This is a genomic window from Pseudomonas sp. IT-P218 (assembly GCF_949767605.1).
GTDB lineage: Bacteria > Pseudomonadota > Gammaproteobacteria > Pseudomonadales > Pseudomonadaceae > Aquipseudomonas > Aquipseudomonas putida_AE.
In genome coordinates this window covers 236556-261123 of sequence record NZ_CATKQQ010000033.1, presented here as the reverse complement: position 1 = coordinate 261123, position 24568 = coordinate 236556, and the positions used below count along the sequence as shown (strand labels likewise).

The window sequence follows — 24568 nt, the reverse complement described above, 5'->3', positions numbered from 1 at the left end:
TCAACGGTCCGCTTCACGCACGAGGGTCAAAGGCGTCGCGCAAGGCTTCGCCGATGAACACCAATAGAGAAAGAATCAACGCCAGGGTGAAAAACGCCGTCAGGCCCAGCCAGGGCGCCTGCAGGTTCTGCTTGCCCTGGCCGATCAGTTCGCCCAGGGACGCACTGCCGGCCGGCATGCCGAAGCCGAGGAAATCCAGGGCGGTGAGGGTCGAGATGGCCCCGGTCAGAATGAACGGCAGGTAACTCAGGGTCGCGTTCATGGCGTTGGGCAGGATGTGCCGCACGATCACTTTGCGATCGCTCAGGCCCAGCGCCCGAGCCGCCTTGACGTATTCCAGGTTGCGCCCGCGCAGGAATTCGGCGCGCACTACGTCCACCAGCGCCAGCCAGGAAAACAGCGCCATGATCCCCAGCAACCACCAGAAATTCGGCTCGACGAACCCCGAGAGGATGATCAGCAGGTACAGTACCGGCAACCCGGACCAGACCTCCAGCAGCCGCTGGCCGAGCAAGTCGACCCAGCCACCGTAATAGCCTTGCAACGCGCCGGCGGCGATGCCGATCAGCGCGCTGACGAACGTCAGCATCAAGGCAAACAGGATCGAAACCCGCGCGCCGAAGATCACCCGCGCCAACACGTCCCGCGCCTGGTCGTCGGTGCCCAGCCAATTCACGTTCGATGGCGGGCTCGGGGCCGGTTTGTTCAGGTCGTAGTTCGGTGTGTCGTCGCTGAAGGGGATCGGCGGGAACAGCAGCCAGCCACCGTCCTTCTTGATCAGGTTCTGTACATAATCGCTGCGGTAATCGGCCTGGAAGGGCAGTTGTCCGCCAAATTCCTGCTCGGTGTAGCGCTTGAGGGCCGGGAAGTACAACGAACCCTGATAGCTGACGACCAGCGGTTTGTCGTTGGCGATCAGCTCGCCCCCCAGGGTCAGCAGGAACAGCCCGACGAACAGCCACAGCGACCACCAGCCGCGACGGTTTTTCTTGAAGCGCTCGAAGCGGCGTCGGCCCAGCGGTGAAAGCTTGAGCATCAGGCGTTCCTCGCGGCGAAATCGATGCGCGGATCGACCAGGGTGTAGCACAGGTCGCCGACCAGTTTTATCAGCAGGCCGAACAGGGTGAAGATGAACAGCGAACCGAACACCACCGGGTAGTCCCGGGACACGGCCGCTTCGTAGCTCATGCGGCCCAGGCCATCGAGGGAGAAGATCACTTCGATCAGCAGGGAACCGGCAAAAAACACGCTGATGAAGGCCTGGGGAATCCCCGACACCACCAGCAACATGGCGTTGCGGAACACGTGGCCGTACAGCACCCGGCGCTCGCTCAGGCCCTTGGCGCGGGCGGTGACTACGTACTGGCGAGTGATTTCGTTGAGAAACGAATTCTTGGTCAGGATGGTCAGGGTCGCGAAACCGCCAATCACCAGGGCGGTCACCGGCAGCACCAGGTGCCAGAAGTAATCGGCGACCTTGCCCAGGGTCGACAGCGACTCGAAATTGTCCGAGACCAGCCCGCGCACCGGGAACCAGTTCAGCGAGGTGCCACCGGCGAACACCACGATCAGGAACATGGCGAACAGGAACGCCGGCATGGCATAACCGATGATGATCGCGGTGCTGCTCCAGACATCGAAGTGGCTACCGTGGTGCACGGCCTTGCGGATCCCCAGGGGAATCGACACCAGGTAGGTGATCAGCGTCGCCCAGAGCCCGAGGGAGATGGTGACCGGCATCTTCTCCAGGATCAGGTCGGTGACGGTGGCGCCGCGAAAGAAGCTCTTGCCGAAGTCCAGGCGCGCGTAACTGGTGAGCATCAGCCACAGGCGTTCCGGTGCCGGCTTGTCGAAGCCGTATTGCTTTTCGATGTCCTTGATCAACTGCGGGTCGAGGCCGCGGCTGGCCCGGGAATGGCCCATGGTCTCGCTGGAACCGCCACCGACACCGGCGCCGCCGATGCCCTGCAGGTGTGCGATGGCCTGTTCCACCGGGCCACCCGGGGCGGCCTGGACGATGACGAAGTTGACCAGGAGGATGATCACCAGGGTCGGGATGATCAGCAGCAGGCGCCGCAGGATATAAGCCCACATCAGTGCGGTCCTCCGGGGCTGCCGCGACGGATTCGCTCAGCGGTCATCTGCTGGTTGGTGAGTGGTGTGGTGCTCATTTCCCACCAGCTCTCGATGGCTTCGTCATTGCTCGCCTGCACGTTCGGTATGCCGAAGCGATTCCACCACACGGTGGAACTGCCCGGCGGGTAATAGTTGGGAATCCAGTAATAGTTCCATTGCAGCACCCGGTCGAGCGCGTGGGCATAGTGCAGCATGTCGGCCTGGGTATTGGCGCGGATCAAACCATTGATCAAGGTGTCCACCGCCGGGTTCTTCAACACCATGTAGTTGTTGGCACCGGGGTCGGTCGCCGAGACCGAGGCGAAGTAGTTGATCAGTTCGCCACCGGGGGAGGTGGTGACCGGATAGCCGGTGACGATCATGTCGTAGTCGCGGCTCATCAGGCGATTGACGTACTGGGACGAATCGATGCGGCGGATGTTCAGGTCGATGCCGATCTGTTTCAGGGTGCGCTTGTAGGGCAGGAGCAAGCGGTCCATGCCGTTCTGGCTGACCAGGAAGGTGAAGCTCAGCGGCTCGCCTTCGGCATTCACCAGTTGATCGCCTTGGGGTTTCCACCCAGCCTGTTCCAGCAGCTCCAGGGCCTGCAGTTGCTTGTCACGAATCAAGCCGCTGCCATCGGTTTTCGGCGCCTCGAACACTTGGCTGAAGACTTCATCGGGGATCTGTCCGCGCAAGGGTTCCAGGATCGCCAGCTCACCGGCATCAGGCAAGCGCCGGGCCGCCAGCTCGGTATTGGAAAAGTAGCTCTGCTGGCGGATGTACAGGTTGCGCATCATCTGCCGGTTGCTCCATTCGAAGTCCCAGAGCATCGCCAGGGCCTGGCGCACCCGGCGGTCCTGGAACATCGGTTTTTGCAGGTTGAACACGAAGCCCTGGGCCGATTGCGGCGCTTCGGTGGCCAGGTGGGCTTTTTGCAGGCGACCGTCACTCAGGGCCGGGCTGTCGTAGCCAATGGAGTAGCCGGTGGCGGAGAACTCGCGGTTGTAGTCGTAGGCGCCGCCGCGCAAAACCTGGCGCGCGACATCGGTGTCGCCGAAGTACTCGATGCTGAAATGGTCGAAGTTGTACAGGCCACGGCTGACCGGCAGGTCCTTGCCCCACCAGTCGGGATTGCGCTCGAAGGTGATGCTGCGCCCCGAATCGACCTTGCCGACCTTGTACGGCCCGCTGCCCAGGGGCGGCTCGTAACCGCCGCCATCGGCAAAGTCACGGCTCTTCCACCAGTGTTCGGGAAACACCGGCAAGGTCGCGATGTCCAGCGGCAGGGTACGGTTTTCGTTGTTCTTGAAGTCGAAGCGCACGGTCAATGGCGATTCGACTACCACGCCTTTTACGTCGGCGAACTGCGTGCGATATCGCAGGCTGCCCTGGGTCATCAGCAGGTCGAAGGTGTAGCGCACGTCCTCGGCGGTGATCGGCTTGCCATCGGCAAACCGCGCCTTGGGGTTAAGGAAGAAGCGCAGGGACAGGCCATCGTCGGAGCGCTCCATCTGCTGCGCCACCAGGCCGTACACCGTGTAAGGCTCGTCCAGCGAGCGCTGTGCCAGGGGCGAGTAGAGCAGGCCATCGATCTGGCTCACGCCGATGCCCTTGTCTATGTAAGGCAGGACGTGATCGAAATGCCCGATCTCGATCGCCGAACGGCGCATCGTCCCGCCCTTGGGCGCCTGCGGATTGGTGTAGGCAAAATGACTGAAGCCGGCAGGGTACTTGGCGGGCTCGCCGTAGACGGTCAACGCATGTTGCGGTGCGGCATTCACACCGGCGGCGCCCAGGAGCAGGGCCACGGCAGTGAACAATGAAGTCGGGAAAGCCAGTCGCATTTTCAGCCTTAGAGCCGGGTGGTCGTCAACCACGATTTGTACGCTAGCGGCGCGTCCCTCGCCAGCCGTATTACGTATCTGAAACACGACGGCCCACCAGAAGGCGGGCCGCTGCACAGTAAATCCAGGCGTCTATCAGTCCTGGCGGCTGGTCACTTCCAGCAGGTGGTAGCCGAACTGGGTCTTGACCGGACCTTGCACTACGTTGAGCGGTGCGCTGAAGACCACGGTGTCGAACTCCTTGACCATCTGGCCTGGACCGAACGAGCCCAGGTCACCGCCCTGGCGGCTGGAAGGGCAGGTGGAGTTGGCTTTGGCGACTTCGGCGAAGTCTGCGCCACCCTCGATTTGGGCTTTCAGTTCGTTGCACTTGGCTTCGCTGGCAACAAGGATGTGACGGGCAGTGGCTTTGGCCATGGGAAAACTCTCCATTCAATGTACGGTAAAGTGCTGAGCCTACCGGATTCAGTGGGCTATTTCTCCCCAAAGTTCCGTTGCCAGCGCTCTGGACGGCGGGCCTGGGTCAAAGCCCGGCTTTTTTCAGGCGCTCGGCGTGCTGCACATACAGATCGATCGGGTCGACGCGCCTTACACTTTGACCGCCTGACTGGCGAAGGGTGCCCAGATGGTCCAGCGGATAGTCCGAGCGGATGACGGTGCCCAGGTGGGAGCTGTAGCGGCCGACCAGGCCATCGTTCTGCAAGGGCTCGAGGGAGAAATAACGTGAGAGCGCGCGCATCAGTCCATGGGATGGATCAGCTACCTCAAGTCCTTCAGCCCGCCGCTTGCCCTGCAGGATGCCACTCCAGGAATAGTAGCGCACGCCGTTGACCTGCTCGCGGCCCTTGCCACCCCAGGTCTGCGGCAACCCCTGGGGGTACTTCTGGTTGAAGGCGTTCACGCCTTGCGTGGTCAGGGCGTTCAACGCGGCGACGGCATTTTGCGGCATCCGGCCTTTGCCACTGAGTAACGAAAGAAAGTCGGCGAACAAGGTGGCAATGGTCTCGGCCACGATTTCCGGCAGGTGGCCCGGTGTCAGTGCCTTGCGCAGCAGGTCCGCCAGTTCCGAGCCGTGGTTGGGGCCGCTGACGGACGTCACCGAGGCCACCTTGCCGGGCGCTGTCGCGGCGGCATAGCGTGCGGCCAACGCCCCTTGGCTGTGGCCGATCAGATTGACCTTGTCGGCCCCGGTGCCCTCCAGTACACGCTGGATCTGCGCCAGCAGCTGTTCGCCGCGTACTTCGTTGCTGTGGGTGGCGGACAGATGCGGGACGAACACCCTCGTGCCAGCGTTGCGCAGGGCCTGCCTGACGTCGTGGAAGAGGTGCACGCTGGCGATCCGCTCGAAGCCGAACAGCCCGTGCACCAGCAGGATGGGATAATGAGTCTTTGCATTCCGTTGCATGTTCATTCCTTTTCCAGGGTTCAAGAAAGTGACTTCGATGTCACTCTAAAGACTCCAGCGCCGCAGCGATGCATGAAATGGCCGCTGTGGCCTGGGGAAAAAGGCATAGGCAGGGTACGAATTCTGGTGGCTGCCGACCCATCTTCGGATGAAGACGGGTTGGTGCAGCCCGATCATGCCGGTGGTCAGCGGGTTTACTGTGCCCGCAGCCGATCCGCCGCCTGGCGTAACAGTTGCTCTGTCGCACTCCAGCCCAGGCAGCCGTCGGTGACCGAAACGCCGTACTTCAGCGACGGGCTCAGCGGTTGGCAGCCTTCGAACAAATGACTTTCGATCATCATGCCGATCAGCGAGCGATCGCCCTGCAGGCGTTGTTCCAGCACGTCGTTGAACACGGCGGGTTGGCGCAGCGGATCCTTACCGCTGTTGGCGTGGCTGCAGTCGACCATGATCCGGGCCGGGATCTTCAGGCGAGTCAAGTCGCCGTGGACGCGGGCGACGGCGGCGCGGTCGTAGTTCGGTCCGTGATGACCGCCGCGCAGCACCAGGTGGGTGTCGGCATTGCCCGGGGTCTGGATGATCGCGGGGTGACCCTGGCTGTCGACGCCGAAGTGGCGATGTGGATGGGCGGCCGAGCGCATGGCGTCACAGGCGACGCCGACACCGCCATCGGTGCCGTTCTTGAAGCCTACCGGCATGCCCAGGCCGCTGGCCATCTCGCGATGGATCTGCGACTCGGTCGTGCGGGCGCCGATGGCCACCCAGCTCAGCAGGTCGTCGAAGTACCCGGCGGCCATGGGTTGCAGCAGTTCAGTCGCCACCGGCAGGCCGAGCATGAGCATTTCCCGCATCAGTTCGCGGGACAGGGTCAGGCCGCCGGCCATGTCATCGCTGCCATCGAGGTGCGGGTCGTACGCCAGGCCTTTCCAGCCCACCGTGGTGCGAGGTTTTTCGACGTAGGCGCGCATCACCAGGAGCATCTGGTCGCTGACGTCGGCGCTCAGGCGGGCCAGGTTGTCGGCGTATTCAAGAGCGGATTGCGGGTCGTGGATCGAGCAGGGGCCGACGATGACCAGCAGACGGGAGTCTTCACCGTCGAGGATTGCGCGAACCGCCTGGCGGTGAGTCGCGACTTGCCGGGCCAAGGCGTTGGTCAGTGGCAATTGCTGCTTGAGTTGCAACGAACTGGGCAGGCGCAGGGTCAGCGCTTCGTTGGCAGAGGTGAGGGTCGACAGTGGCAGAGCAGAGACGGACGAATTCATGTTCAGGCTTCCTGGGCGGCGGCGGGTTCATTCCCGCGCGCTCGGCCCTACTGGGGTGTTCGACAATTGGCCGGATTGGCTGCGTGTGTGTGCTTGCCACCTGTGGGTGACCGATCGGAGGCGGCAGGCTGTCCCGAGCGGAGGGTGGTAAATCGCCAGGCGGTAAAACTGTCGTGACGGTAATAAGTGGCGTAGTTCATTTCTAAAATCCTCTTGATGGCGGTGTGTCGCTAAATGTGTTCGGGCCCAAAAAACAAAACCCCCGGTCGGGAGGCCGACCGGGGGTTGAGAATTCTCTGGTGGCGACCCGTTTGAAGTGGGCGCCGTGTGGGTATCAGGCGCGCCAGTGGCTAAACCAATACCCAAAATAAAAGTTTGCCGGAGTGCACACGTCATTCACCCGGGCAGCCGCAACCGAGCGCGGGGCGCTGGCGGTATGAAGCGGTGGGCGGGCGTTGAACATGGTCTGTCTCCGATGAGTGCACCGAGCTTACTAGAGGCTGGTACGAGGTTTCAATCAGAAAATGCTATCGCTCGGCGCCGGCGTTTTCTATCGCTTGAGCGCCGATGAAGATGTGCCACACTTCTGGTTTTTTGCCACGGGATCAGCATGACGCCATTGATCGATGTTGACTGGCGCCCGGCGACCGATCACGACCTCGATTTCGCCCGGGACCTGACACGCATCAATATGCTGCGCTATTACATCCAGCACGATCTGTTGTGGCTGGACGAAGCGTTCGATGTCGCCTGGGCGGGGCGTGACAACCGGGTGATCGTGCACTTTGATCGTCGGCTGGGGTTCGTCAGCCTGAGCCGGGATGCCCGGGCGCTGTACATCCGCGAACTTCAGGTTGGCCAGGCGTATCGAGGGCAGGGGGCTGGGTCCTGGGCGATCTATCAGGTATTGGCGCTGGCGTGCAGGGAAGGGCGCGGGGCCCTGCGCTTGACGGTGTTTGAAAATAATCCGGCGCGAGCCCTGTACGAACGCAAGGGCTTGAAAGTGGTGGGCAGGGACGAGTGTTTCCTGCGCATGGAGCGTGAAGCCTCCGCAGCAATGCTCTGAAACACGCTGGCGACAAGCCCTGCAAGACGAGTGGAAACTTTTTATATAACGCTTGCCGCTAGGTCTGCCAGTTGCTTTTTGCTAAGGTGGCGGGCAATCCAACAAGATCATATCGCGGGGTGTCTGCTTGATTAGGGTGCTAGTAGTCGATGACCATGATCTCGTTCGTACAGGCATTACACGAATGCTGGCTGACATCGATGGCCTGCAAGTAGTCGGCCAGGCAGAGTCCGGGGAAGAGTCCCTGCTGAAGGCGCGCGAGTTGAAACCCGATGTGGTCCTGATGGACGTCAAGATGCCCGGGATCGGCGGTCTTGAAGCCACCCGCAAATTATTGCGCAGCCATCCCGACATCAAGGTCGTCGCGGTAACCGTGTGCGAGGAAGATCCGTTTCCCACGCGACTGTTGCAAGCCGGTGCGGCAGGCTACCTGACCAAGGGCGCCGGATTGCCGGAAATGGTCCAGGCCATCCGCCTGGTGTTTGCCGGTCAGCGCTACATCAGCCCGCAAATTGCCCAGCAACTGGCGATCAAGTCTTTCCAGCCAACCAACGATTCGCCCTTTGACGCCCTCTCTGAACGGGAGATCCAGATCGCGTTGATGATCGTCGGCTGCCAGAAAGTCCAGATCATCTCCGACAAGTTGTGCCTGTCGCCAAAAACCGTGAACACCTACCGTTATCGCATTTTCGAAAAGCTTTCGATCAGCAGCGATGTCGAGTTGACGCTGTTGGCGGTTCGTCACGGCATGGTTGATGCCAGCCTCTGAAAATGACTGAAATCTTCGATCCAAGCGCCTTCCTGTCGACGGTCAGCGGGCGACCCGGTGTGTATCGCATGTTCGACAGCGACGCACGCCTGCTCTACGTCGGCAAGGCCAAGAACCTCAAGAATCGCCTGTCGAGCTACTTCCGCAAAACCGGCCTGGCGCCCAAGACTGCGGCGCTGGTGGCGCGTATCGCCCAGGTCGAAACCACCATCACGGCCAATGAAACCGAGGCGTTGCTGCTCGAGCAGACGCTGATCAAGGAATGGCGGCCGCCGTACAACATCCTGCTGCGCGACGACAAATCCTACCCTTATGTTTTTCTCTCCGATGGCCAGTTTCCGCGCTTGAGCATCCATCGCGGGGCGAAGAAGGCCAAGGGCAAATACTTTGGCCCCTATCCGAGTGCCGGCGCGATCCGCGAAAGCCTGAGCCTGTTGCAGAAGACCTTTTTCGTTCGTCAGTGCGAAGACAGCTACTACAAGAACCGCACGCGGCCTTGCCTGCAATACCAGATCAAGCGCTGCAAGGCGCCCTGTGTCGGCCTGGTCGACCCGCAGGTGTATGCCGAAGACGTGCGTCACTCGGTGATGTTCCTCGAAGGGCGCAGTAATGCACTGACCGACGAGTTGTCGGCAGCCATGGAAGAGGCGGCGATCAACCTCGAGTTCGAGCGTGCCGCCGAATTGCGCGATCAGATCTCCCTGCTGCGCCGGGTCCAGGATCAACAGAGCATGGAAGGCGGCACGGGTGACGTCGACGTGATTGCCGCGTTCGTCAACCCGGGCGGTGCCTGCGTTCACCTGATCAGCGTGCGCGGCGGGCGAGTGCTGGGCAGCAAGAACTTCTTCCCGCAGGTGGGTATCGAGGAAGACGTTTCCGAGGTCATGGCGGCGTTTCTCGGTCAGTACTACGTCAGCAGCCCTGAACGCGACCTGCCGAGCGAACTGATCGTCAATGTGGTCCACGAAGATTTCCCGACACTGATCGCGGCCATTCACGAGCTGCGCGGTCGCGAATTGACCATCAGCCACAGGGTGCGCGGTACCCGTGCGCGCTGGCAGCAACTGGCGGTAACCAATGCCGAGCAGGCCCTGGGTGCGCGCCTGGCCAACCGGCAACACGTTGCCGCGCGTTTCGATGCCCTGGCAGAAGTGCTCAAGCTGGATGAACCGCCCCAGCGCCTCGAGTGTTATGACATCAGCCACTCCAGCGGGGAGGCGACCGTGGCCTCCTGCGTGGTGTTTGGCCCCGAAGGCCCGATCAAGTCCGATTACCGACGCTACAACATCGAAGGCGTTACCGCGGGCGATGACTACGCGGCCATGCACCAGGCCCTGACCCGACGCTTCAGCAAGCTCAAGGACGGGGAGGGCAAGCTGCCCGACATCCTCCTGGTCGATGGCGGCAAGGGCCAGCTGTCGATGGCCCGCGACGTGCTCAACGAGCTGGCGGTGCCCGACCTGATCCTGCTCGGCGTGGCCAAGGGCGCGACGCGCAAGGCCGGTTTCGAAACCCTGTACCTCAACGACGCCGCCCACGAATTCACCTTGCGCGGTGATTCCCCCGCGCTGCACCTTATCCAGCAGATTCGCGACGAAGCCCACCGTTTTGCGATTACCGGGCACCGCGCGCGCCGCGGCAAGACCCGCCGCACCTCGACGCTGGAAGGCGTTGCCGGGGTCGGGCCGACACGTCGGCGCGATTTGCTCAAACATTTTGGTGGATTGCAGGAGCTGTCTCGTGCCAGCATCGACGAAATCGCCAAAGCCCCCGGGATCAGTAAAAAGCTCGCAGAGTTGATTTATGCAAATCTGCACAGCGAGTAGAATGCCCCCTCACCTCGTAGCCAGTTGTGCCGATGAATATCCCTAATCTGATTACCGTTCTACGCGTCCTGCTCATACCGATCTTCATTTTGCTGTTCTACCTGCCGTACCACTGGAGTTACCTGGCGTCAGCCTCGGTCTTCGCCTTTGCCGCCGCCACCGACTGGCTGGACGGGTACCTGGCCCGACGCCTGGAACAAAGCACGCCGTTCGGGGCTTTCCTCGACCCCGTGGCCGACAAGCTGATGGTCGCCGTGGCCCTGGTGTTGCTGGTACAGGAACACGGCAACCTGTGGCTCACGCTGCCGGCTGCGGTCATCATCGGTCGCGAGATCGTGGTCTCGGCGCTGCGCGAATGGATGGCCGAACTCGGCGCCCGTGCGCACGTGGCCGTGTCGAACCTGGGCAAATGGAAAACCGCCGCGCAAATGCTGGCGCTGGTGATCCTGCTGGCCAATCCATCGGACTTCAGCTTCTGGGTCCTGCTGGGCTACACCCTGCTGATGGTGTCCGCGGGCCTGACATTGTGGTCCATGGTCCAGTACTTGCGGGCGGCCTGGCCGCATCTGCGTACCGACGTGCAAAAGAAATAAAACTTTTTTGAATCAAGGGGTTGACGGCGCTTCTGATTTCTATAGAATGCGCCACACCAAGCGGGAATAGCTCAGTTGGTAGAGCACGACCTTGCCAAGGTCGGGGTCGCGAGTTCGAGTCTCGTTTCCCGCTCCAAGTTTTACGCATTTGATGTCGCGCTACTGACAACAGATGTTTTGAGGCCGAGTAGCAAAATGGTTATGCAGCGGATTGCAAATCCGCCTACGCCGGTTCGATTCCGACCTCGGCCTCCACTATAAATAGCCCCGCAGATTAACGTCTGCGGGGTTTTTTATTGCTCTCAGGAAAGTGATGTGTTCCGCAACTTTTGCAAGGCTTTCCGCAACCACCGCACCGATTGCTCATTGACTCACCCACCCATCAGATTTTTCCTACAAAAAAATTGACCGCAAGGCCTTCTGGACGTTAACTGTATATTCGTACAGTATTGGAAGTCGTGCGTCATGAGCTTTGCAATTTTAGGACCTATCGGCCAGGGCGGTCGGAAACTGCCGCTCTGCCTGTTCCAGGTGCCGGCAGGTTTTCCATCGCCAGCAGCGGACCACATCGAGGCGCACATCTCTCTGGATGAGGTGCTGAACATCCGTGCACCGCACGTCTACCTGGTATCGATCACCGGGGAGAGCATGCAGGGCGCCGGGATTTTCGAGGGGGACCTGGCGATCGTGGATCGCTCGCTTGAACCGGCCCATGGCCATATCGTCGTGGCCTTGCTGAACAACGATCCGGTCTGCAAGCGCTTGTGCATTCGCGGCAAGGACGTGATCCTGCTGTCGGAGAACCCCAAATACCCGCCACGCTATGTGCTGGAGAGTGACGAGCTGTCGATCTGGGGTGTGATCACCGGCAGTGTGCGCAGCCATGTCTAAGCCAGTGCCAGTCTTCGGTCTGATCGATTGCAACAGCTTCTATGCCAGCTGCGAGCGGGTGTTTCGCCCGGACCTGGCCAAGGTCCCGATCGTCGTCCTGTCGAACAACGATGGCTGTGTCATCGCGCGCAGCTACGACGCCAAGCCCTTCGTGAAAATGGGCGAGCCGTATTTCCAGATAAAGAACAAGCTCCGCCAGCAAGGCATCGTCGCCTTCTCGTCGAACTATGCGCTGTATGGCGACATGAGCGAGCGGGTGATGACGCTGATCGAGTCGATGGTGCCGGCGGTCGAGGTCTACAGCATCGATGAGGCGTTTGCCGACCTGACCGGTATCGAAGGCCTGGACGTACTGGGTCGACGGATTCGCAGCCAGGTTTTGCGCTGCACCGGTATCCCGGTCGGCGTTGGCATCGCCCCCACCAAGACCCTGGCCAAGCTGGCCAACCACACGGCGAAGCGCTTGCAGGCGCAGACTGGCGGCGTGGTGAATATTTGCGATCCGGTAAAACGTGACTGGGTGCTGCGCAACACCGACGTGGGTGAAGTGTGGGGAGTGGGCCGGCGCATGAAAGTGCACTTGAACACACTGGGCATCAAGTCGGCCATGGACCTGGCCAAGGCGGACGCCTGGTCGCTGCGCAAGCACTTCAGCGTGGTGATCGAGAAGACCGCCCGGGAACTGGCCGGCACCCCGTGTCTGGAACTGGATGAACCAGACCCGCCGAAGCAGGAGATCTGCTGCAGCCGAATGTTCGGCATGCGGCTCAAGGAGCTTGCACCGATCAAGGAGGCCGTCGCCACCTACATGATGCGTGCCTCGGAAAAGCTCAGGGCGCAGAACTCACTGTGCAAGAAGATCCGGGTCAGCATCCGGACCGGCATGTTCAACCCCGAGGAAGCCAAATACGCCAACGGTGTGGTGGTTGAGCTACCGTATCCAACAGACGATGTGCGTCTGTTGACCAAGACGGCCGTAGATGCACTGGATCGGGTATTCCGCCCTGGCTTCGCCTACAGCAAAGCGGAGGTCATGCTGCTGAATCTGTGCCAGCCCGGCGAGTACACCGATGATTTGTTTGCCACCTCGCAACCGGCCGGGGCAAGCCGGGTCATGGCGGTGCTGGACCAGATCAATGGCAGGTGGGGAAGGGGGACGCTTCGCGCGGCCAGTGTGCCGACCAATCCCGACTGGGGCATGCGCCGGGAAATGATGAGCCAGAGCTACACCACGAGGCTGGATCAGCTATGGAGGGTGTCATGCGTTTGATTTCGCGCTGCAGCAAGACAACCCCATGGGCTCGGTCCTTGTGAGGGTAGAAATCGGAGACTTCCCCGGTTTCAGGCATTGGCTGGCGCGGCCGCTGGATGTGCCTGGGTTATGCTGGTAAGCTATTGAAATATAAAGTGATATTCCGGTTCTTGCGATGTGCTGGGCGCGGGGTCACCATCGATCTTGCCCAGCACTGTAAAAAAGCTCCGTAGACCCATGATTTAAGAAGCTTTTTTTTACGCAATCGGCTCGATCCAATCGCCAAAAAACACCGTCGCAAACTTGCTTCACCCGGACGGGATGTATATATTCCCCCCTCTGCTTCACCGCGCTACCGCCCGAATGGCGAAACTGGTAGACGCATGGGACTTAAAATCCCTCGGGGGTCAACCCCCATCATCCCTCTGCGTTACCAAAATCAAGAAAAACCTCAATTAAATCAGCCTGTTGAAGCGATTTCTTCTCTGTAAAATATTTTGCAAGTCCATACAGGTCAGCGCTTGGGAGCTTTTTGGGAGCCGCAGCGCTCAAAAGTCCAATCTCCAGCAAGCTACGCACCGCCCACCTAAGCTCCCGCCAGCCACAGAAGCTCCTGATTGATCGCCACTCTCTATTGGCAAGCGAGCAGCTCCCAAGCAGCTTCCAAGTGGATCTTTGGTGATGATGTGGGAGAGGTGGTGGCGCAAAAGAAAAGGCGCACCGTCTCAACAAAGACGGTGCGCCTTATTTTCTTCCGCGAGTAAAACACCAGGCTGGCGTTAGGCGGCGGTCATGCTCATTTCGGAAAATCGCTCTACATCAGCTTTTTTGTAAAAGATCTGCCGGCTGATGTGCATAAATGGTGGCAGCATGTCTTTGTACTTGCCTGTGTACCGCCAAAAGCGAAGGGTCTCAGGAGAGAGGCCGAGAATTGCGGCAGCTTCTTTAGCCGGGACGTAATCGCTATTTTGTGGCAAACGCATAAAAAATACCCTTTAAAATCAATAGGTTTCACCTTTCGCACGTCCTGAGGCTGTCTGGTGTCAATACATGCTCATTGTTTTCTGTGGGGAGGTCAACGACCGTTCGTCGTATTTATTTGGGTTGTCTATTGACAGGTCGTCAATTCAAGGAATGAGTACAGAGAAAGTATACCGTTAAGGTTCGACTTAAGCTTGAGGCGGGGGGGGGGGGGCGTATTTTTTTTGGGGGGGGGGGCCACAAATGGCCATTAAAAGCTGGAGTTGCTAAGGTGGTTGACATTGCCTACCTTGCGCCATCTGTGGGTGCCAGCGACACGCCTTCAGAATCCCAGCATTAGGGCGATTGTGCCTTTCTATTTTTTTAGCGACGCGATCGCCCATCTCGCTTGGATTTCCATGCGCCAATGAAGCTCTGATCCCAAGCCCTTCAAGACCCAGGTTGTGTAGGAGTGCCTGCAACCCGGAGCCACGGTTTCCAGGTCGCCCTCAGTCACGACATGAGCGCCAACTTGATCCGCAAATGCCTGCCTAACCACGTAGGTGTATTGGGCAGACGCTTACGCTTTACGAGCTTCTAGGCGTATAAAAACTCATCGCAACACTTGGGCAAGCGGTGAGGAAAGCCGGGAATCAGAAGTCGTGCCAGCGCGTAATCCGAAGACCTGTAGGGGATCAAATCGCACTCAGCCATCGCCAGCCGGTGCCTATCACGAAAAAACTGCATGAGCCTACTCTTGAGCGCCCTGCAGAAATATGCGGGTGAGGGTGATAGTGTCACCTCGGGATGTGAGTCCGGGCAGGGCTTTCTGGTTGACGTGCCAAGTGGCCGATCCGCTCTAAGGAGGGAGTCGAATCCGTCCAAAATTTTCTCGTCTGTGGTTTTTTCAACCCCAGCTTCGTTGTTTTTATTTTGACGGCAAGGCGAGTCTCAAATTTTGGACGTAGTTATCCCAAAAAAATTAGCTACTTGATTTGGGCTCAAAAGACAAGCTAGCCGTCCTGCGGCCGGATAAACGACTAATACAAGCTAAGCGGCCTCCTAAAGCTCTCGGTACATTTGATGGGGTTTCCTCTACAGATTATCAATTGGCCAGTAAGTAAGTTGAATCTCAGAAGCGCTAGGCAAAGGTCAGTTGGGCGTTGCTTGTAGGTGTGAGTATTGATTGAAGGCTTTGGAGAAAGCTGTTTTTGAATTCAATAACTATACACTCCGTTTTAAAAAACCGAATTCAAGGGGGTACCCAAAAATATATATTGGTTGACTTTTTAGAATTACCGTAAAGATTGGGGTTTACGTCGCTTGTGGCTAATTGATGGCTGACGCGTAAACAGCTAGTCACCTAGGTTTGTATCGTTTTGACACCACCACTTGAGGGGAAGGTTCTTACCAATGCCACCCGATCCCCTCGAAATTACACCTGCGCTTCCTTGCGAAATTTTTGTAGCATGCTGGATCGGTGGCTCTGCTGCCCTAGAACTGTCCGTTTACCTGAACCCGCACCTAGTAGGATCACTCCGAAGATCTGGCGTCGGTTCACGGTGTCTGAAAACAAGCACCTTGGGCAAACATGCACCACGTCATCTAGGTTGTGATGAGGTGGGGGATAGCGGCGAAAAAGTACGTTATTCCAGATCCTGGTGGTTGGAGCCGCCGGTGAATCAAGAAGCTCGCAAGACGTTGGTCAAAGCACTGCACTGCGTAATTACACTGACTTGACCAGCTATTTGCATTCGACTTGACCGCCCCGCTTGCATTCGGTAAGCGACCGGCGAACTCACCTACCCGATCCCAACCATATAGGCGATGGTGTCCACCTAAAATATGTGGACACCACCGCCTATATCGTCAGGATCACCATGCGCCAAAGAACCTCTTATTCCAAACCTTTCAAAGCCCAAGTCGTCCAAGAATGCCTGCAAACAGCCGTATCAATGGCCAGCGTAGTATTGCGCCACGGCATCAACGCTGCTCTGGTTCGAAAATGGATACCTGCTTATGGTGATCATCAGGCGCCGACGCTGCCCAATTTCGTTCAGATGAAGCTCGTCCGTAGCCCAGCCCAATCAGTCTCTATCACCATCGAGATCCCTTTTGGCCACCAACAACTCACTGTGAAGTGACCATCTTCAGATCCTGAAAGATGCGCCCGGTTTGTCCATGAGCTGGCACGCTACTGAGCCCATGGATATGCGCGCCGGCACCGAAACCGCGCTGGCCAGGGTGGTTGGAGTGTTCGGTGCGGCTAAGCCGCACAGTGCTTAGTTCTTTGCCAATCTCCGAGACAACCGGATGAAAGTCCTGGTGCATGACGGCGTGGGAATATGGCTTGCTGCCTGACGGTTTAGCCAAGGCAAATTCCACTGGCCAGGTACCGAGCAACGCGCTAAGTGAGCTTGAGCGACAAGGCATCGTGACGCTGTGCAACAGCAAAGCCTATGCGCATCTGCCGCCGAGCTAGATCGTCCCGCAGTTGGCCGACGAGGGACGCTATGTGGCCTCGGAGGCAAATTTGTATCGCGCCTTGCATGCCGCGGGTCATCAGCACCGCTCCCGAGCCAAGCGGCCGCATCGCCATGAGGCGCCAACCACTTACGCAGCGATATTGGCCAATCAGGTGTGGTCATGGAACATCACCTACCTACCTACCTACCTGCCATCGCCGGTTCGCGGGAAGTTTTACTACCTCTATTTGATCGAGGATATCTACAGCCGCAAGGCCGTGGGCTGGGAAGTCCGCGAAGCCGAGAGCGGCGAAGAAGCAGCGTTACTACACAAAAGCGTGATGCATTGAAAAATGCTGGCGTCAGCCTATGGTGTTGCACTCGGACAATGCTGCGCCGATGAAATCGGTGACGTTGACGACTAAAATGTATGACCTGGGCATCACGCCAACGCGCAGCCGACCACTGGTGAGCAATGACAACCCGTACTCGTAATCCCTGTTCAGAACGCTCAAGTACTACCCGCAATGGCCGCACGATGGATTTACCAGCGTGGATGATGCACGTATCTGGGTGAGGGATTTTATGACCTGGCACAACACCGTGCATCGTCACAGCCGAATCCGCTTCGTAGCTCCGGCCCAGCGCCACGACGGGAAAGACGCAGATATCTTGGCGCGTCGGGACGCGATCTACGGCTTGCCCGAGAAAGAAGACGGGAACGGTAGTCGGGTGAAACGCATAACTTGAACCCGATCGGGACGGTGTATCTGAACCCGGAAAGGAAGTTGGCCGTGATCGTAAAAGTCGCGTATTGAAACGGTGGACGCGACAACTTTCTAGAAAAACGCCGAATATTCTAAAAAAAGACGAAAATGTTTATGCTGTTTTTTTGCGCAGCAACTAGGGTGTTACGTAAAAAAACCTTTAAAATCAATTAGTTAAAACGATATATATAAATTGACACGATGCTGATTTTGCATGAGGTTGAAGGTTTTTGCCCAGAACGGATCAGCAGGCTTGGGCTCGTGTTTGACACATCTGAACAACCGGTTAAGCTAGCCACCAAGAAAAGACGGGGCTATGAAATTATCGGCACACGCATGTAGAGGCAAGCAATAACCGTATGGATGATACGTAGTTTCTAACCCTTGCAATTACCCATTTGAAGAGATTGGCTAACTGTATTCGTACAGCAATTTCTGTAAAAGCTCGCAACGCCTTTGACCGACGCTCAGAACCAGGCGGCCACGATCGGTGTCTCCTGGCAATAGGCGAACGGCATCCAATAATCCATGGATATAGTCTAAGACTTTGCTCTTTGCTCTTTGCTCTTTGCTCTTTGCTCTTTGCTCTTTGCTCTTTGCTCTTTGCTCTTTGCTCTTTGCTCTTTGGCGCACATGCGCGAATCACAGGCGAGTATCTAAAAATGTTTATTTCTCATGAGTATTATAGAGAAGGTCGACCCGGCTTCCCAGGGCCAGGACGAGCCGCATGGCGAATGATCGAACGGGAATCATTGGATCCTTGGTATCACGTCATCCTTCGGTTCACAGAGGGAGCCAGACAATTCACCAAGAGGTTTATGCCAACGGACGCCTCTTTATTGTCCAACCTACTGGAGCTAGAAGGCCCAACTTGCCTTGTTGAAGAGGTTCAGGTCATAACCTCGCCGTGGGTCAATGGAGGCCTCTCAGAGCGTATGGAGAAGCTAATCAGCTTGGTCATCGGTTACGACCAGAAAGGCGAGTGCGTGTTGCTTCATAAGGTCGCGGGTGGCGCCGTTTATAGCAGTGCTCGAGATGGCCTCGACGCCGGTTCACTCACCGGCATTCGGACGATCTACGAACATACAAAAACTGCGCCTTCAGCAGTTCCGGAATTTGCTGACCACTGACCTAAACGGCGGCTCCAATGAAGCTTCAAATCTATTCAGATCTGCACCTCGGGTTCGCTCGATTCAAGCCCGCCCCAAGCGACGCGGACGTAGTCATTCTCGCTGGAGACATTGATATCAAATCGCGCGGCGTAGCTTGGGCGAACGACACATTCCATTGCCCGGTGATTTACGTTTGCGGAAATCATGAGTACTACGGCGGCCACATTGATCACACGTTGCGGAAAATGAAAGAGGCCGCAGCCCCTCACGTGCACGTACTCGAGAACGAAACGCTGATCCTGAATCAAACCCGGTTTTTGGTCACAACGGCCTGGACAAATTTCTCATCGACGGGTGATGTCGTGGCCGCAAAACGTATTGCTTGGGACTGGATGAATGATTTCACCGTGATCAGAACCGATGTAAGTTTCCGACGTTTGCGTCCTGATGACTTGATCGCTAAATCTCAGGCGGCGTACGCCTGGCTAACTGGCGAATTAGACAAGCCCTTCGCGGGTAAAACTGTTGTCGTCACGCACCATGCACCCGCTTTGGAACACGTGAGTGGGGATTTCCCTGCACATCTCATTGCTGCGTACGCAAACAATTGGCCTGAGCTTTTGGAGAAGACCGATCTTTGGATCTATGGACATACCCACATCGCTGCGGATTTCGTTAAACAAGGATGCCGAGTTGTGTCGAATCCTCGCGGATACCCGACCGAAGAGACCGGTTTCGATCAGGATTTTCTGATCGAGATTTGATGAGCCGTCTCTCAGTTATGAACCTTAGCGAACTGAATTTCGCTGCGTACGAATTCGAGAAAATTACATGGTTACGTTAGAAGAAATCTCGCAGCTACTTTACGGCGCAGGCGCGGAGATGGCTGGCTGGTTGGGGTCTGAGGAAGACCTGATCTATTTAGCAGCAAAGTCATTCCCAGGCAAAGCATTCTGCGTTGTTCGGCAATGGAATTTGATCGACCTTACGGTTAACCCCGATGAGAAAGAAAAGCTCACCGGGCTCGGTCTACTGCCCGCGACTCTGTTCGCGCATGAAGTCGTTTTTGATAGTCGAAATCGATTTCAGGCGGGCATGTGGGTACGCAGTAATTTTGGGATCTCATACACCGAGAATTGCATGTTTGAAACCAAGAGTACGGTATACCTCCTGCTGGGATCGGGCCTAAGAAAAAATGCCAGCATAGGTGCTGCTTTCTCCATGAAAGCGGATTGAGCAATGACTGGCGCAAAATACTACTTGAGTCATTTGGAGATGGCCGGATGCCCGAAATCATCGAAGTCGAATTTCATAGTAAATATCTCAGTGACTTCCAAATGAGTCGCCTCGTACAAGCGAGTCTCCGAAAATACACAGTGCCCATTACGGCCTTTATCAGCGATGCAGTGATTATCGATGATAGGTGTCTTGGCGTGTCCTTCGATCACCTTCAGCAAGACGATGCGTACCGAACAGCCAATGGCGGCATCATTCGAACAGAAAAAATTCAGAGGGCCTGGAAAGAAGGGCGTTTTTGGCTTCTTGAGACGCGAGAAGGAAATTACCTTGTTGGTAGCTTCCAGCGTGGGGGCGGGCGACGGAGTTTTCTCGAATTGCTTCGGTCGGGTGAACGGCTCGAATCTGATCCAAGGTTGAATGCGTAATTCATTGGACATGGAGACATGGCTGCATGGCAATGGAAGAACACTGGACGGCAACTCGAGCCATGAACAATTTCGATGAGTTGCTCGAAAGGGTAATCATGACTCGTAAACCGGTTGTCATCGATGGGCAGCGAAGGAGCGCTGTGCTGGTCTCGATTGAGGAGTGGAACGTCATCCAGGATGATCTCCGCCCCCGCGTTCCGCCAGTCCGCTGAGAAATCGCTTGCTAGGCCTCTTCTGATTTAAATCTGCAGCGCTCCGAGTTAGCCGTGCGGAGCGCCCTTAGCGGCATCTGCCCTGTAACACTCGTGCTATCGGGCGGAGTCACCGCTCGCCTGTGCTCAGTAACCGTACTCGTTCATCAGTTTCTGCAAAAACTCACGCCGGCGTTGGACAATACTCAAAATGAGATAGTCGCGGTCTGTGTCTCTCGTCGACAAATGCCCCGCGTCCACAAGACCGTGGATATAGCCTTCGGCTCTGCCCCTAGCTTCCAGCAATGCCTCTCTGGATGTGCTTTTGAAGATCTCATCAGCGATGAGCTGCCAGCGCTTCATTTGACGCCAACCAACTGGGTCGTCCGAAAATTTTGGTGCATTGATCAATGTGTTGAAATCGTTGGGTACGGTGGCAGTGCACAAGGTGGGTACTCAGAACAGTGATGTCTGAGTCGAGGTTATCATGCGCACACTTAACCGCTTGCTGCTGGCTGGCTCATAGGTAGTCCTGCTTAGCATGTTGTTGGCTGGTTTTTGTAGGCGCTGGCGCGAAGGGACGACTTCAATGATGGTGCACGCTATCGGTGGCACTTTTGAACATTGCGGAGCGCACAGGCAGTGCTATTCAGCGAGTACATTCTTAGCCCGGAGTTGGTATGGGATATCTCAGCCTAGAGGACATCTACCCGGATGACGTACACAAATATGGCCATATGCGGGTAGGAATGACCGATCTCTACGTTAAAGACAATCACACCGCTTATGGTGTGGTGACGCGTGGCGAATGCCGCGAACTGACCAGTAGGTTACTGCGTGATGAAACAGTGCAAATGATCATTAGCGCTAAGCTCGCCGCATTGCCAGAGGACTACGATCCGTGGATTAGGCGGATCGAACGCAATCGTGCGTTACACGCGAGGTATGGGGATAAATTCGATCCCTGGGGGGACGACTGAAAGTCCCCACGTCCAATCACAAATGCAGCGTCTCATCTTACTCAGCCAACTTGCCTCGCAAATCTATCAGTGGGACGAGCAGGGCGCCAACGACAGGCCACGCTAGCACTCGATGAAAAGGAAAGGACGTTGAAGATATTCCTTGATTGCGAATTTACTCAGCTCAATCGGGACTCGAAGCTGATATCCCTAGCTCTGGTATCAGAGTCGGGCCGAGAGTTCTACGTTGAGCTGATCGACACCTATCTGGTCGAAGACTGTAGTGATTTCGTTATTCAGAACGTTCTACCACAGCTTGATCCTCTGCGATGTGGTCAGTCGCTTAGCGAAGCCCAAGCCTCTCTTCGCAGATTTCTAGGGAGCTTCGTCGAGCAGCTTGAGGTGTGTTCAGATGCGCCACATTGGGATTGGCAGTTGTTCCGTGATCTCGTTTGTGCAGATCATCAACCCTGGCCACTCCACGTTATGGATCAACCAACCGACCTCACGATCCTTTTCAATCAGGTAAGTGCGGAAGCTCTTGAGGAGCTGGATCTACCTGATCTGCCGCACCATGCATTGTTAGACGCGCGGATGCTTGCAGAGCTTTTCAAGGCATTGGCCTCTCGGTTTGCTCTGTCACCATAGAGGTACATCGCGACGTTGGTCGCTCAGCTTTGAACGGTGTCCTGCTGGTGATTTGAGTTTCACCATCTGTGGCGAAGGGACAAAGCTGGATTATTTCAAATTATGGCTCAGCCATAATTATTGCTTAGCCATAATTTTCACATCCAAAGCTCCCTTTAATCGGAGCAACACTTCGGCATCAGAACAGGTGGATACTCCCGCAGTTGCTGCAACGTCGAATCGCATAAGGTTGAGTCATGAATGATCCTCGTATCCCCAACATCAAGTCCGCGCACCACGTTCGGAAGACCTCGCCAGCGAATGAACCGATGGAAGGCCATCTATCCGTATCCCGAACTCTCGGGCTTCTCGCGGCTGACATGGACACGTATCCAGAGCAAATGCTGCCTGTGGATACGCGTCTGGTCGCTCGAATTTTTGCGCTAGTCGGTCAGGTAGATGTTGACCTCAATTCACCGCTCTCAGCGGAAGACGAGTAAATCAGGGCCGCACCCGGGCTCGTTGTATGGGCTCATCGCCATTTTTTTCAAAGAGTGATGACAGTGACATTTCACTAATCGGAAGAGCTGAGCCTTAATTCGATATACAGATTTGCTGTATTGTTAGGCGACTAATTACGTAGAGATTCAACATGTCCAAACTCGCAGAATTCCGCCAGCTCGAAAAACACCTCGCCGAACAGCTCCAGGCTCTCGAAGCCCTAAAGGGCGACGCAGGCCTCAAGAGGGAGATAGAATTCGAAACGAAGCTGCGCGATTTGCTTGCAAATTACGGCTACAGCCTGAAGGACGTGATTAACCTGCTTGATCCACAAACAGGCCGTCGCTCTCCAGCTGCGGAGTCTAAAGCCGGCAGCCGCAAACCTCGCCAATTGAAGGTTTATAAAAACCCTCAAACAGGTGAAGTTGTCGAGACGAAGGGTGGCAATCACAAAACGCTCAAGGAATGGAAAACAAAGCACGGCGCCGCGACCGTGGAGTCTTGGCTGACCAAGTGAGTTCGATTTCCCACTTCTAGCAGCCTAAAGCCCGCATAAGCGGGCATTAGGTTTCAAATCAGATTTAAGATTGATGTGCAGTCAAACCGGGTAGCTGTTCATCAAGTTGCGATAATTTTGGGTGCGCTGGGACAAAAGGTTGTCCAGGCCTTCAATGTCGTTGCGCCAGTCGCGGTGCAGCTAACAGGCAACCGAGAACCCGTTCATCATCTGTGCACCGGCCTGAGTCATGCGGCTCCAGGCAGCTTGATTCACGGTGATATATCAGAGCACGAAAGGCCGCCGCTACCTATGCTTGACTGGACAGATGACGCGAACATGCGTGTGGTTTCCGGCATTTTGATTGGGAGACAAGTAGGGATCGAGTGATTGAAAACGGGCTCGACTTTGCGCACGCGCCATTCGTTCACGTCTCTACCTTCGGCGGCCCTGATCATCATGAAATCGATGCGTTTGAAGTAGATGGCGATGTATGAAGTGGGCGCGCGAAGATGATCATGCGTCACCCAAAACGTACTGGGTTATTTCGACGTAAGTCTGCAACTGAGCTTGTGAGCGTAAAGACGATTCCAGGTTTTCATCTGTCATGCCCGTGCACAACGTTGGAACTCGAATTACCGAATGTGTGGAGAATCCACATTGTCTCAGCTCATGTCCCAATCGATGCCAACCGCACGCAAACCAGGTGGATTATGGGCCGAACATTCCTTTGATCTCGACTGCTTGATCGACGTTTCGCTGCCAGCAATATTCGAATTTTTGAGCAGGATCACGCAGTGCTAAAAAACGTGCGGCCAGAGCGAGTACCTGATTCCTGGCAGCAAGAAGTTTCTTTGAAATCGGGTGCGCTGCAGATCTTCTTCAGGTGCCGTGTGAAGGAGTTGGAGCAGCGCGGTTGGCGAATTGATGAAGACCGACTTGAACGAGAATTCACAGGTCGGACGGCTTGCGCTGTGCCTAGTTCCGCTCGTCAAGAGGTGCGCGTTTGGGCAATTGAAAGGATCCCACTCACCCTTGTTGACGCCACAAAGCCGTAGCGTAATCTCGCCTGTAATCACACGCCGTAACGTTTCTTCCCTCCTGAAGTGATGCAGTATCTTCCCCCTCGGGGGCCAATGCATATGCTGCCGGAGGAACATGCACAAGATGAGCCGTATTCAGGAGCGGGACTACGCACAGGTTGTGGCGCGGCACGCGCAGATTTTGGAACAGGCGCGATGTAGCAATCTGCACCGCTGCAAAGATTTTTAGAGGCCAGCCACCTAGCTGGCTGGCCATCGATGCTTACGCGTACCCACTCGTTTCGTTTTTCAAAGACCTGCACCTTATCTCCGCGCTGAAGCTTGGAAATGATTTTTCCGCCGGGTTGATCTCGGATGTTGAGCTTGTCTGTGCTGACGTATTGGTCGGCTGGCGGGGCTATTGGCGAAGTAGATGGAGCCGGTGTGGAGATCAATTTATCCGGTTCGCTCTGGGCGGCGGGCTGAACTTGAGATGGTGTGGTGTCCTTTTTGCCGATTGCCCACAGAAGCGCGACCAGGATTAGAAGCGGGACAAACCAAGATTGAGGTTTCTTGCGCATATCCATTGCTCCCAAAAAAAGTTCGTCAGTTGCCTTCGCGACGGAGTTGATCACTGCGGCGTACCGTGAGCTTAGACGTGCATCCATTATCTGGTCGAAATACCAACCGGCAACTTAAGGCGCTCGCCGTTAAATTGCGCTGAGCAGGCGTTTCAACCGCTCAATCATTGGTATCCCACCCCCAAGTCGTTGAA

General features: G+C 56.7%; 29 protein-coding genes, 2 tRNA genes and 2 pseudogenes. 21 read left to right on the top strand and 12 right to left on the bottom strand.

Going from position 1 to position 24568, the window contains the following annotated elements:
* Nucleotides 1–13 precede the first annotated feature (13 nt).
* From ACM6I6_RS18865 to ACM6I6_RS18840, 6 genes are all read right to left on the bottom strand, one after another.
* Nucleotides 14–1036 (bottom strand): ABC transporter permease, encoded by a 1023-nt coding sequence (locus tag ACM6I6_RS18865; RefSeq protein WP_274075964.1) that lies wholly within the window; start codon nucleotides 1034–1036, stop codon nucleotides 14–16.
* On the bottom strand, nucleotides 1036–2094 hold the full coding sequence (locus ACM6I6_RS18860; protein WP_323606341.1) for a microcin C ABC transporter permease YejB: 1059 nt from the start codon (nucleotides 2092–2094) through the stop codon (nucleotides 1036–1038). The genes ACM6I6_RS18865 and ACM6I6_RS18860 overlap by 1 nt, the downstream gene beginning before the upstream one ends.
* Nucleotides 2094–3962 carry an extracellular solute-binding protein gene (locus ACM6I6_RS18855; protein ID WP_414920487.1) on the bottom strand — a complete coding sequence of 623 codons (1869 nt, stop codon included), beginning with the start codon at nucleotides 3960–3962 and terminating at the stop codon, nucleotides 2094–2096. The genes ACM6I6_RS18860 and ACM6I6_RS18855 overlap by 1 nt, the downstream gene beginning before the upstream one ends.
* 135 nt (nucleotides 3963–4097) lie before the next feature.
* Nucleotides 4098–4379 (bottom strand): peptidylprolyl isomerase, encoded by a 282-nt coding sequence (locus ACM6I6_RS18850; protein WP_059405911.1) that lies wholly within the window; start codon nucleotides 4377–4379, stop codon nucleotides 4098–4100.
* Between the two features lie 106 nt (nucleotides 4380–4485).
* The gene (locus tag ACM6I6_RS18845) at nucleotides 4486–5367 is read right to left on the bottom strand and encodes a triacylglycerol lipase (protein ID WP_323606339.1); all 882 of its coding nucleotides are present in this window, start codon (nucleotides 5365–5367) and stop codon (nucleotides 4486–4488) included.
* A 194-nt stretch (nucleotides 5368–5561) separates the two neighbouring features.
* A complete protein-coding gene (locus ACM6I6_RS18840; protein ID WP_406591700.1) occupies nucleotides 5562–6629 on the bottom strand; it encodes a 3-deoxy-7-phosphoheptulonate synthase in 1068 nt (355 codons plus the stop codon).
* Nucleotides 6630–7239: 610 nt separating this feature from the next.
* Between ACM6I6_RS18840 and ACM6I6_RS18835 the strand changes: the two genes are divergently transcribed.
* From ACM6I6_RS18835 to umuC, 8 genes are all read left to right on the top strand, one after another.
* A complete protein-coding gene (locus tag ACM6I6_RS18835; protein ID WP_414920486.1) occupies nucleotides 7240–7695 on the top strand; it encodes a GNAT family N-acetyltransferase in 456 nt (151 codons plus the stop codon).
* A gap of 127 nt (nucleotides 7696–7822) precedes the next feature.
* On the top strand, nucleotides 7823–8464 hold the full coding sequence (gene uvrY, locus ACM6I6_RS18830) for a UvrY/SirA/GacA family response regulator transcription factor (RefSeq protein WP_008015884.1): 642 nt from the start codon (nucleotides 7823–7825) through the stop codon (nucleotides 8462–8464).
* A 2-nt stretch (nucleotides 8465–8466) separates the two neighbouring features.
* Nucleotides 8467–10290, top strand: a complete 1824-nt coding sequence (gene uvrC / locus ACM6I6_RS18825) for an excinuclease ABC subunit UvrC (RefSeq protein ID WP_274075969.1) — start codon at nucleotides 8467–8469, stop codon at nucleotides 10288–10290.
* Nucleotides 10291–10322: 32 nt separating this feature from the next.
* Nucleotides 10323–10883 (top strand): CDP-diacylglycerol--glycerol-3-phosphate 3-phosphatidyltransferase, encoded by a 561-nt coding sequence (pgsA, locus tag ACM6I6_RS18820; protein WP_274075970.1) that lies wholly within the window; start codon nucleotides 10323–10325, stop codon nucleotides 10881–10883.
* A 60-nt stretch (nucleotides 10884–10943) separates the two neighbouring features.
* A tRNA-Gly gene (locus ACM6I6_RS18815) sits at nucleotides 10944–11019 on the top strand.
* A 45-nt stretch (nucleotides 11020–11064) separates the two neighbouring features.
* Nucleotides 11065–11138 (top strand) — tRNA-Cys (locus ACM6I6_RS18810).
* A 210-nt stretch (nucleotides 11139–11348) separates the two neighbouring features.
* Nucleotides 11349–11774: a LexA family protein gene (locus tag ACM6I6_RS18805; RefSeq protein ID WP_046820111.1), complete on the top strand. Its 426-nt coding sequence runs from the start codon at nucleotides 11349–11351 to the stop codon at nucleotides 11772–11774.
* Complete coding sequence (gene umuC / locus ACM6I6_RS18800) at nucleotides 11767–13044, top strand: translesion error-prone DNA polymerase V subunit UmuC (protein WP_414920485.1); 1278 nt, start codon at nucleotides 11767–11769, stop codon at nucleotides 13042–13044. Before ACM6I6_RS18805 ends, umuC begins: the two co-directional genes overlap by 8 nt.
* 399 nt (nucleotides 13045–13443) lie before the next feature.
* Here umuC and ACM6I6_RS18795 read toward each other — a convergent pair whose 3' ends face one another.
* Nucleotides 13444–13605, bottom strand: coding sequence for a hypothetical protein (locus ACM6I6_RS18795; protein ID WP_414920484.1), 162 nt, complete (start codon nucleotides 13603–13605; stop codon nucleotides 13444–13446).
* 38 nt (nucleotides 13606–13643) lie between these two features.
* Here ACM6I6_RS18795 and ACM6I6_RS18790 point away from each other — a divergent pair, with 38 nt between their 5' ends.
* Entirely contained in the window at nucleotides 13644–13790 is a 147-nt protein-coding gene (locus tag ACM6I6_RS18790) for a hypothetical protein (RefSeq protein ID WP_414920483.1), read from the top strand.
* 15 nt (nucleotides 13791–13805) lie between these two features.
* Here ACM6I6_RS18790 and ACM6I6_RS18785 read toward each other — a convergent pair whose 3' ends face one another.
* Entirely contained in the window at nucleotides 13806–14009 is a 204-nt protein-coding gene (locus ACM6I6_RS18785) for a helix-turn-helix domain-containing protein (protein ID WP_154909240.1), read from the bottom strand.
* Between the two features lie 1857 nt (nucleotides 14010–15866).
* Between ACM6I6_RS18785 and ACM6I6_RS18780 the strand changes: the two genes are divergently transcribed.
* The 5 genes and pseudogenes from ACM6I6_RS18780 to ACM6I6_RS18760 all read left to right on the top strand — a co-directional run bounded on the left by ACM6I6_RS18780 (nucleotide 15867) and on the right by ACM6I6_RS18760 (nucleotide 19566).
* Nucleotides 15867–16130 carry a transposase gene (locus ACM6I6_RS18780; RefSeq protein ID WP_154909239.1) on the top strand — a complete coding sequence of 88 codons (264 nt, stop codon included), beginning with the start codon at nucleotides 15867–15869 and terminating at the stop codon, nucleotides 16128–16130.
* Nucleotides 16131–16381: 251 nt separating this feature from the next.
* Nucleotides 16382–17269: pseudogene (locus ACM6I6_RS18775) on the top strand (DDE-type integrase/transposase/recombinase); the annotation flags it as partial.
* Nucleotides 17270–17952: 683 nt separating this feature from the next.
* The gene (locus tag ACM6I6_RS18770) at nucleotides 17953–18348 is read left to right on the top strand and encodes a hypothetical protein (protein ID WP_414920482.1); all 396 of its coding nucleotides are present in this window, start codon (nucleotides 17953–17955) and stop codon (nucleotides 18346–18348) included.
* A gap of 17 nt (nucleotides 18349–18365) precedes the next feature.
* Nucleotides 18366–19094 carry a metallophosphoesterase family protein gene (locus ACM6I6_RS18765; RefSeq protein WP_414920481.1) on the top strand — a complete coding sequence of 243 codons (729 nt, stop codon included), beginning with the start codon at nucleotides 18366–18368 and terminating at the stop codon, nucleotides 19092–19094.
* A 67-nt stretch (nucleotides 19095–19161) separates the two neighbouring features.
* The gene (locus ACM6I6_RS18760) at nucleotides 19162–19566 is read left to right on the top strand and encodes a DUF6957 family protein (RefSeq protein WP_414920480.1); all 405 of its coding nucleotides are present in this window, start codon (nucleotides 19162–19164) and stop codon (nucleotides 19564–19566) included.
* 29 nt (nucleotides 19567–19595) lie between these two features.
* Here the strand turns inward: ACM6I6_RS18760 and ACM6I6_RS18755 are convergent, their stop codons facing one another.
* A complete protein-coding gene (locus tag ACM6I6_RS18755; RefSeq protein ID WP_414920479.1) occupies nucleotides 19596–20006 on the bottom strand; it encodes a hypothetical protein in 411 nt (136 codons plus the stop codon).
* Nucleotides 20007–20020: 14 nt separating this feature from the next.
* Here ACM6I6_RS18755 and ACM6I6_RS18750 point away from each other — a divergent pair, with 14 nt between their 5' ends.
* Nucleotides 20021–20209: a type II toxin-antitoxin system prevent-host-death family antitoxin gene (locus tag ACM6I6_RS18750; protein ID WP_414920478.1), complete on the top strand. Its 189-nt coding sequence runs from the start codon at nucleotides 20021–20023 to the stop codon at nucleotides 20207–20209.
* A gap of 126 nt (nucleotides 20210–20335) precedes the next feature.
* Here ACM6I6_RS18750 and ACM6I6_RS18745 read toward each other — a convergent pair whose 3' ends face one another.
* On the bottom strand, nucleotides 20336–20599 hold the full coding sequence (locus ACM6I6_RS18745) for a hypothetical protein (protein WP_414920477.1): 264 nt from the start codon (nucleotides 20597–20599) through the stop codon (nucleotides 20336–20338).
* 269 nt (nucleotides 20600–20868) lie between these two features.
* Here ACM6I6_RS18745 and ACM6I6_RS18740 point away from each other — a divergent pair, with 269 nt between their 5' ends.
* The 4 genes from ACM6I6_RS18740 to ACM6I6_RS18725 all read left to right on the top strand — a co-directional run bounded on the left by ACM6I6_RS18740 (nucleotide 20869) and on the right by ACM6I6_RS18725 (nucleotide 22792).
* On the top strand, nucleotides 20869–21168 hold the full coding sequence (locus ACM6I6_RS18740; RefSeq protein WP_414920476.1) for a hypothetical protein: 300 nt from the start codon (nucleotides 20869–20871) through the stop codon (nucleotides 21166–21168).
* Nucleotides 21169–21297: 129 nt separating this feature from the next.
* A complete protein-coding gene (locus tag ACM6I6_RS18735; protein WP_414920475.1) occupies nucleotides 21298–21795 on the top strand; it encodes an exonuclease domain-containing protein in 498 nt (165 codons plus the stop codon).
* A 236-nt stretch (nucleotides 21796–22031) separates the two neighbouring features.
* Nucleotides 22032–22274: a type II toxin-antitoxin system PrlF family antitoxin gene (locus tag ACM6I6_RS18730; RefSeq protein ID WP_414920474.1), complete on the top strand. Its 243-nt coding sequence runs from the start codon at nucleotides 22032–22034 to the stop codon at nucleotides 22272–22274.
* A gap of 152 nt (nucleotides 22275–22426) precedes the next feature.
* Nucleotides 22427–22792, top strand: coding sequence for a histone-like nucleoid-structuring protein, MvaT/MvaU family (locus ACM6I6_RS18725; RefSeq protein ID WP_414920473.1), 366 nt, complete (start codon nucleotides 22427–22429; stop codon nucleotides 22790–22792).
* A gap of 81 nt (nucleotides 22793–22873) precedes the next feature.
* Here the strand turns inward: ACM6I6_RS18725 and ACM6I6_RS18720 are convergent.
* A pseudogene (locus ACM6I6_RS18720) lies at nucleotides 22874–23050 on the bottom strand (hypothetical protein); the annotation flags it as partial.
* Nucleotides 23051–23157: 107 nt separating this feature from the next.
* Here ACM6I6_RS18720 and ACM6I6_RS18715 point away from each other — a divergent pair.
* Together ACM6I6_RS18715 and ACM6I6_RS18710 are read left to right on the top strand one after the other, a co-directional pair.
* Entirely contained in the window at nucleotides 23158–23268 is a 111-nt protein-coding gene (locus tag ACM6I6_RS18715; RefSeq protein ID WP_414920472.1) for a hypothetical protein, read from the top strand.
* A 300-nt stretch (nucleotides 23269–23568) separates the two neighbouring features.
* A complete protein-coding gene (locus ACM6I6_RS18710; RefSeq protein WP_414920471.1) occupies nucleotides 23569–23829 on the top strand; it encodes a hypothetical protein in 261 nt (86 codons plus the stop codon).
* Nucleotides 23830–23846: 17 nt separating this feature from the next.
* Here the strand turns inward: ACM6I6_RS18710 and ACM6I6_RS18705 are convergent, their stop codons facing one another.
* A complete protein-coding gene (locus ACM6I6_RS18705) occupies nucleotides 23847–24428 on the bottom strand; it encodes an SH3 domain-containing protein (protein ID WP_414920470.1) in 582 nt (193 codons plus the stop codon).
* Between the last annotated feature and the right edge of the window lie 140 nt (nucleotides 24429–24568).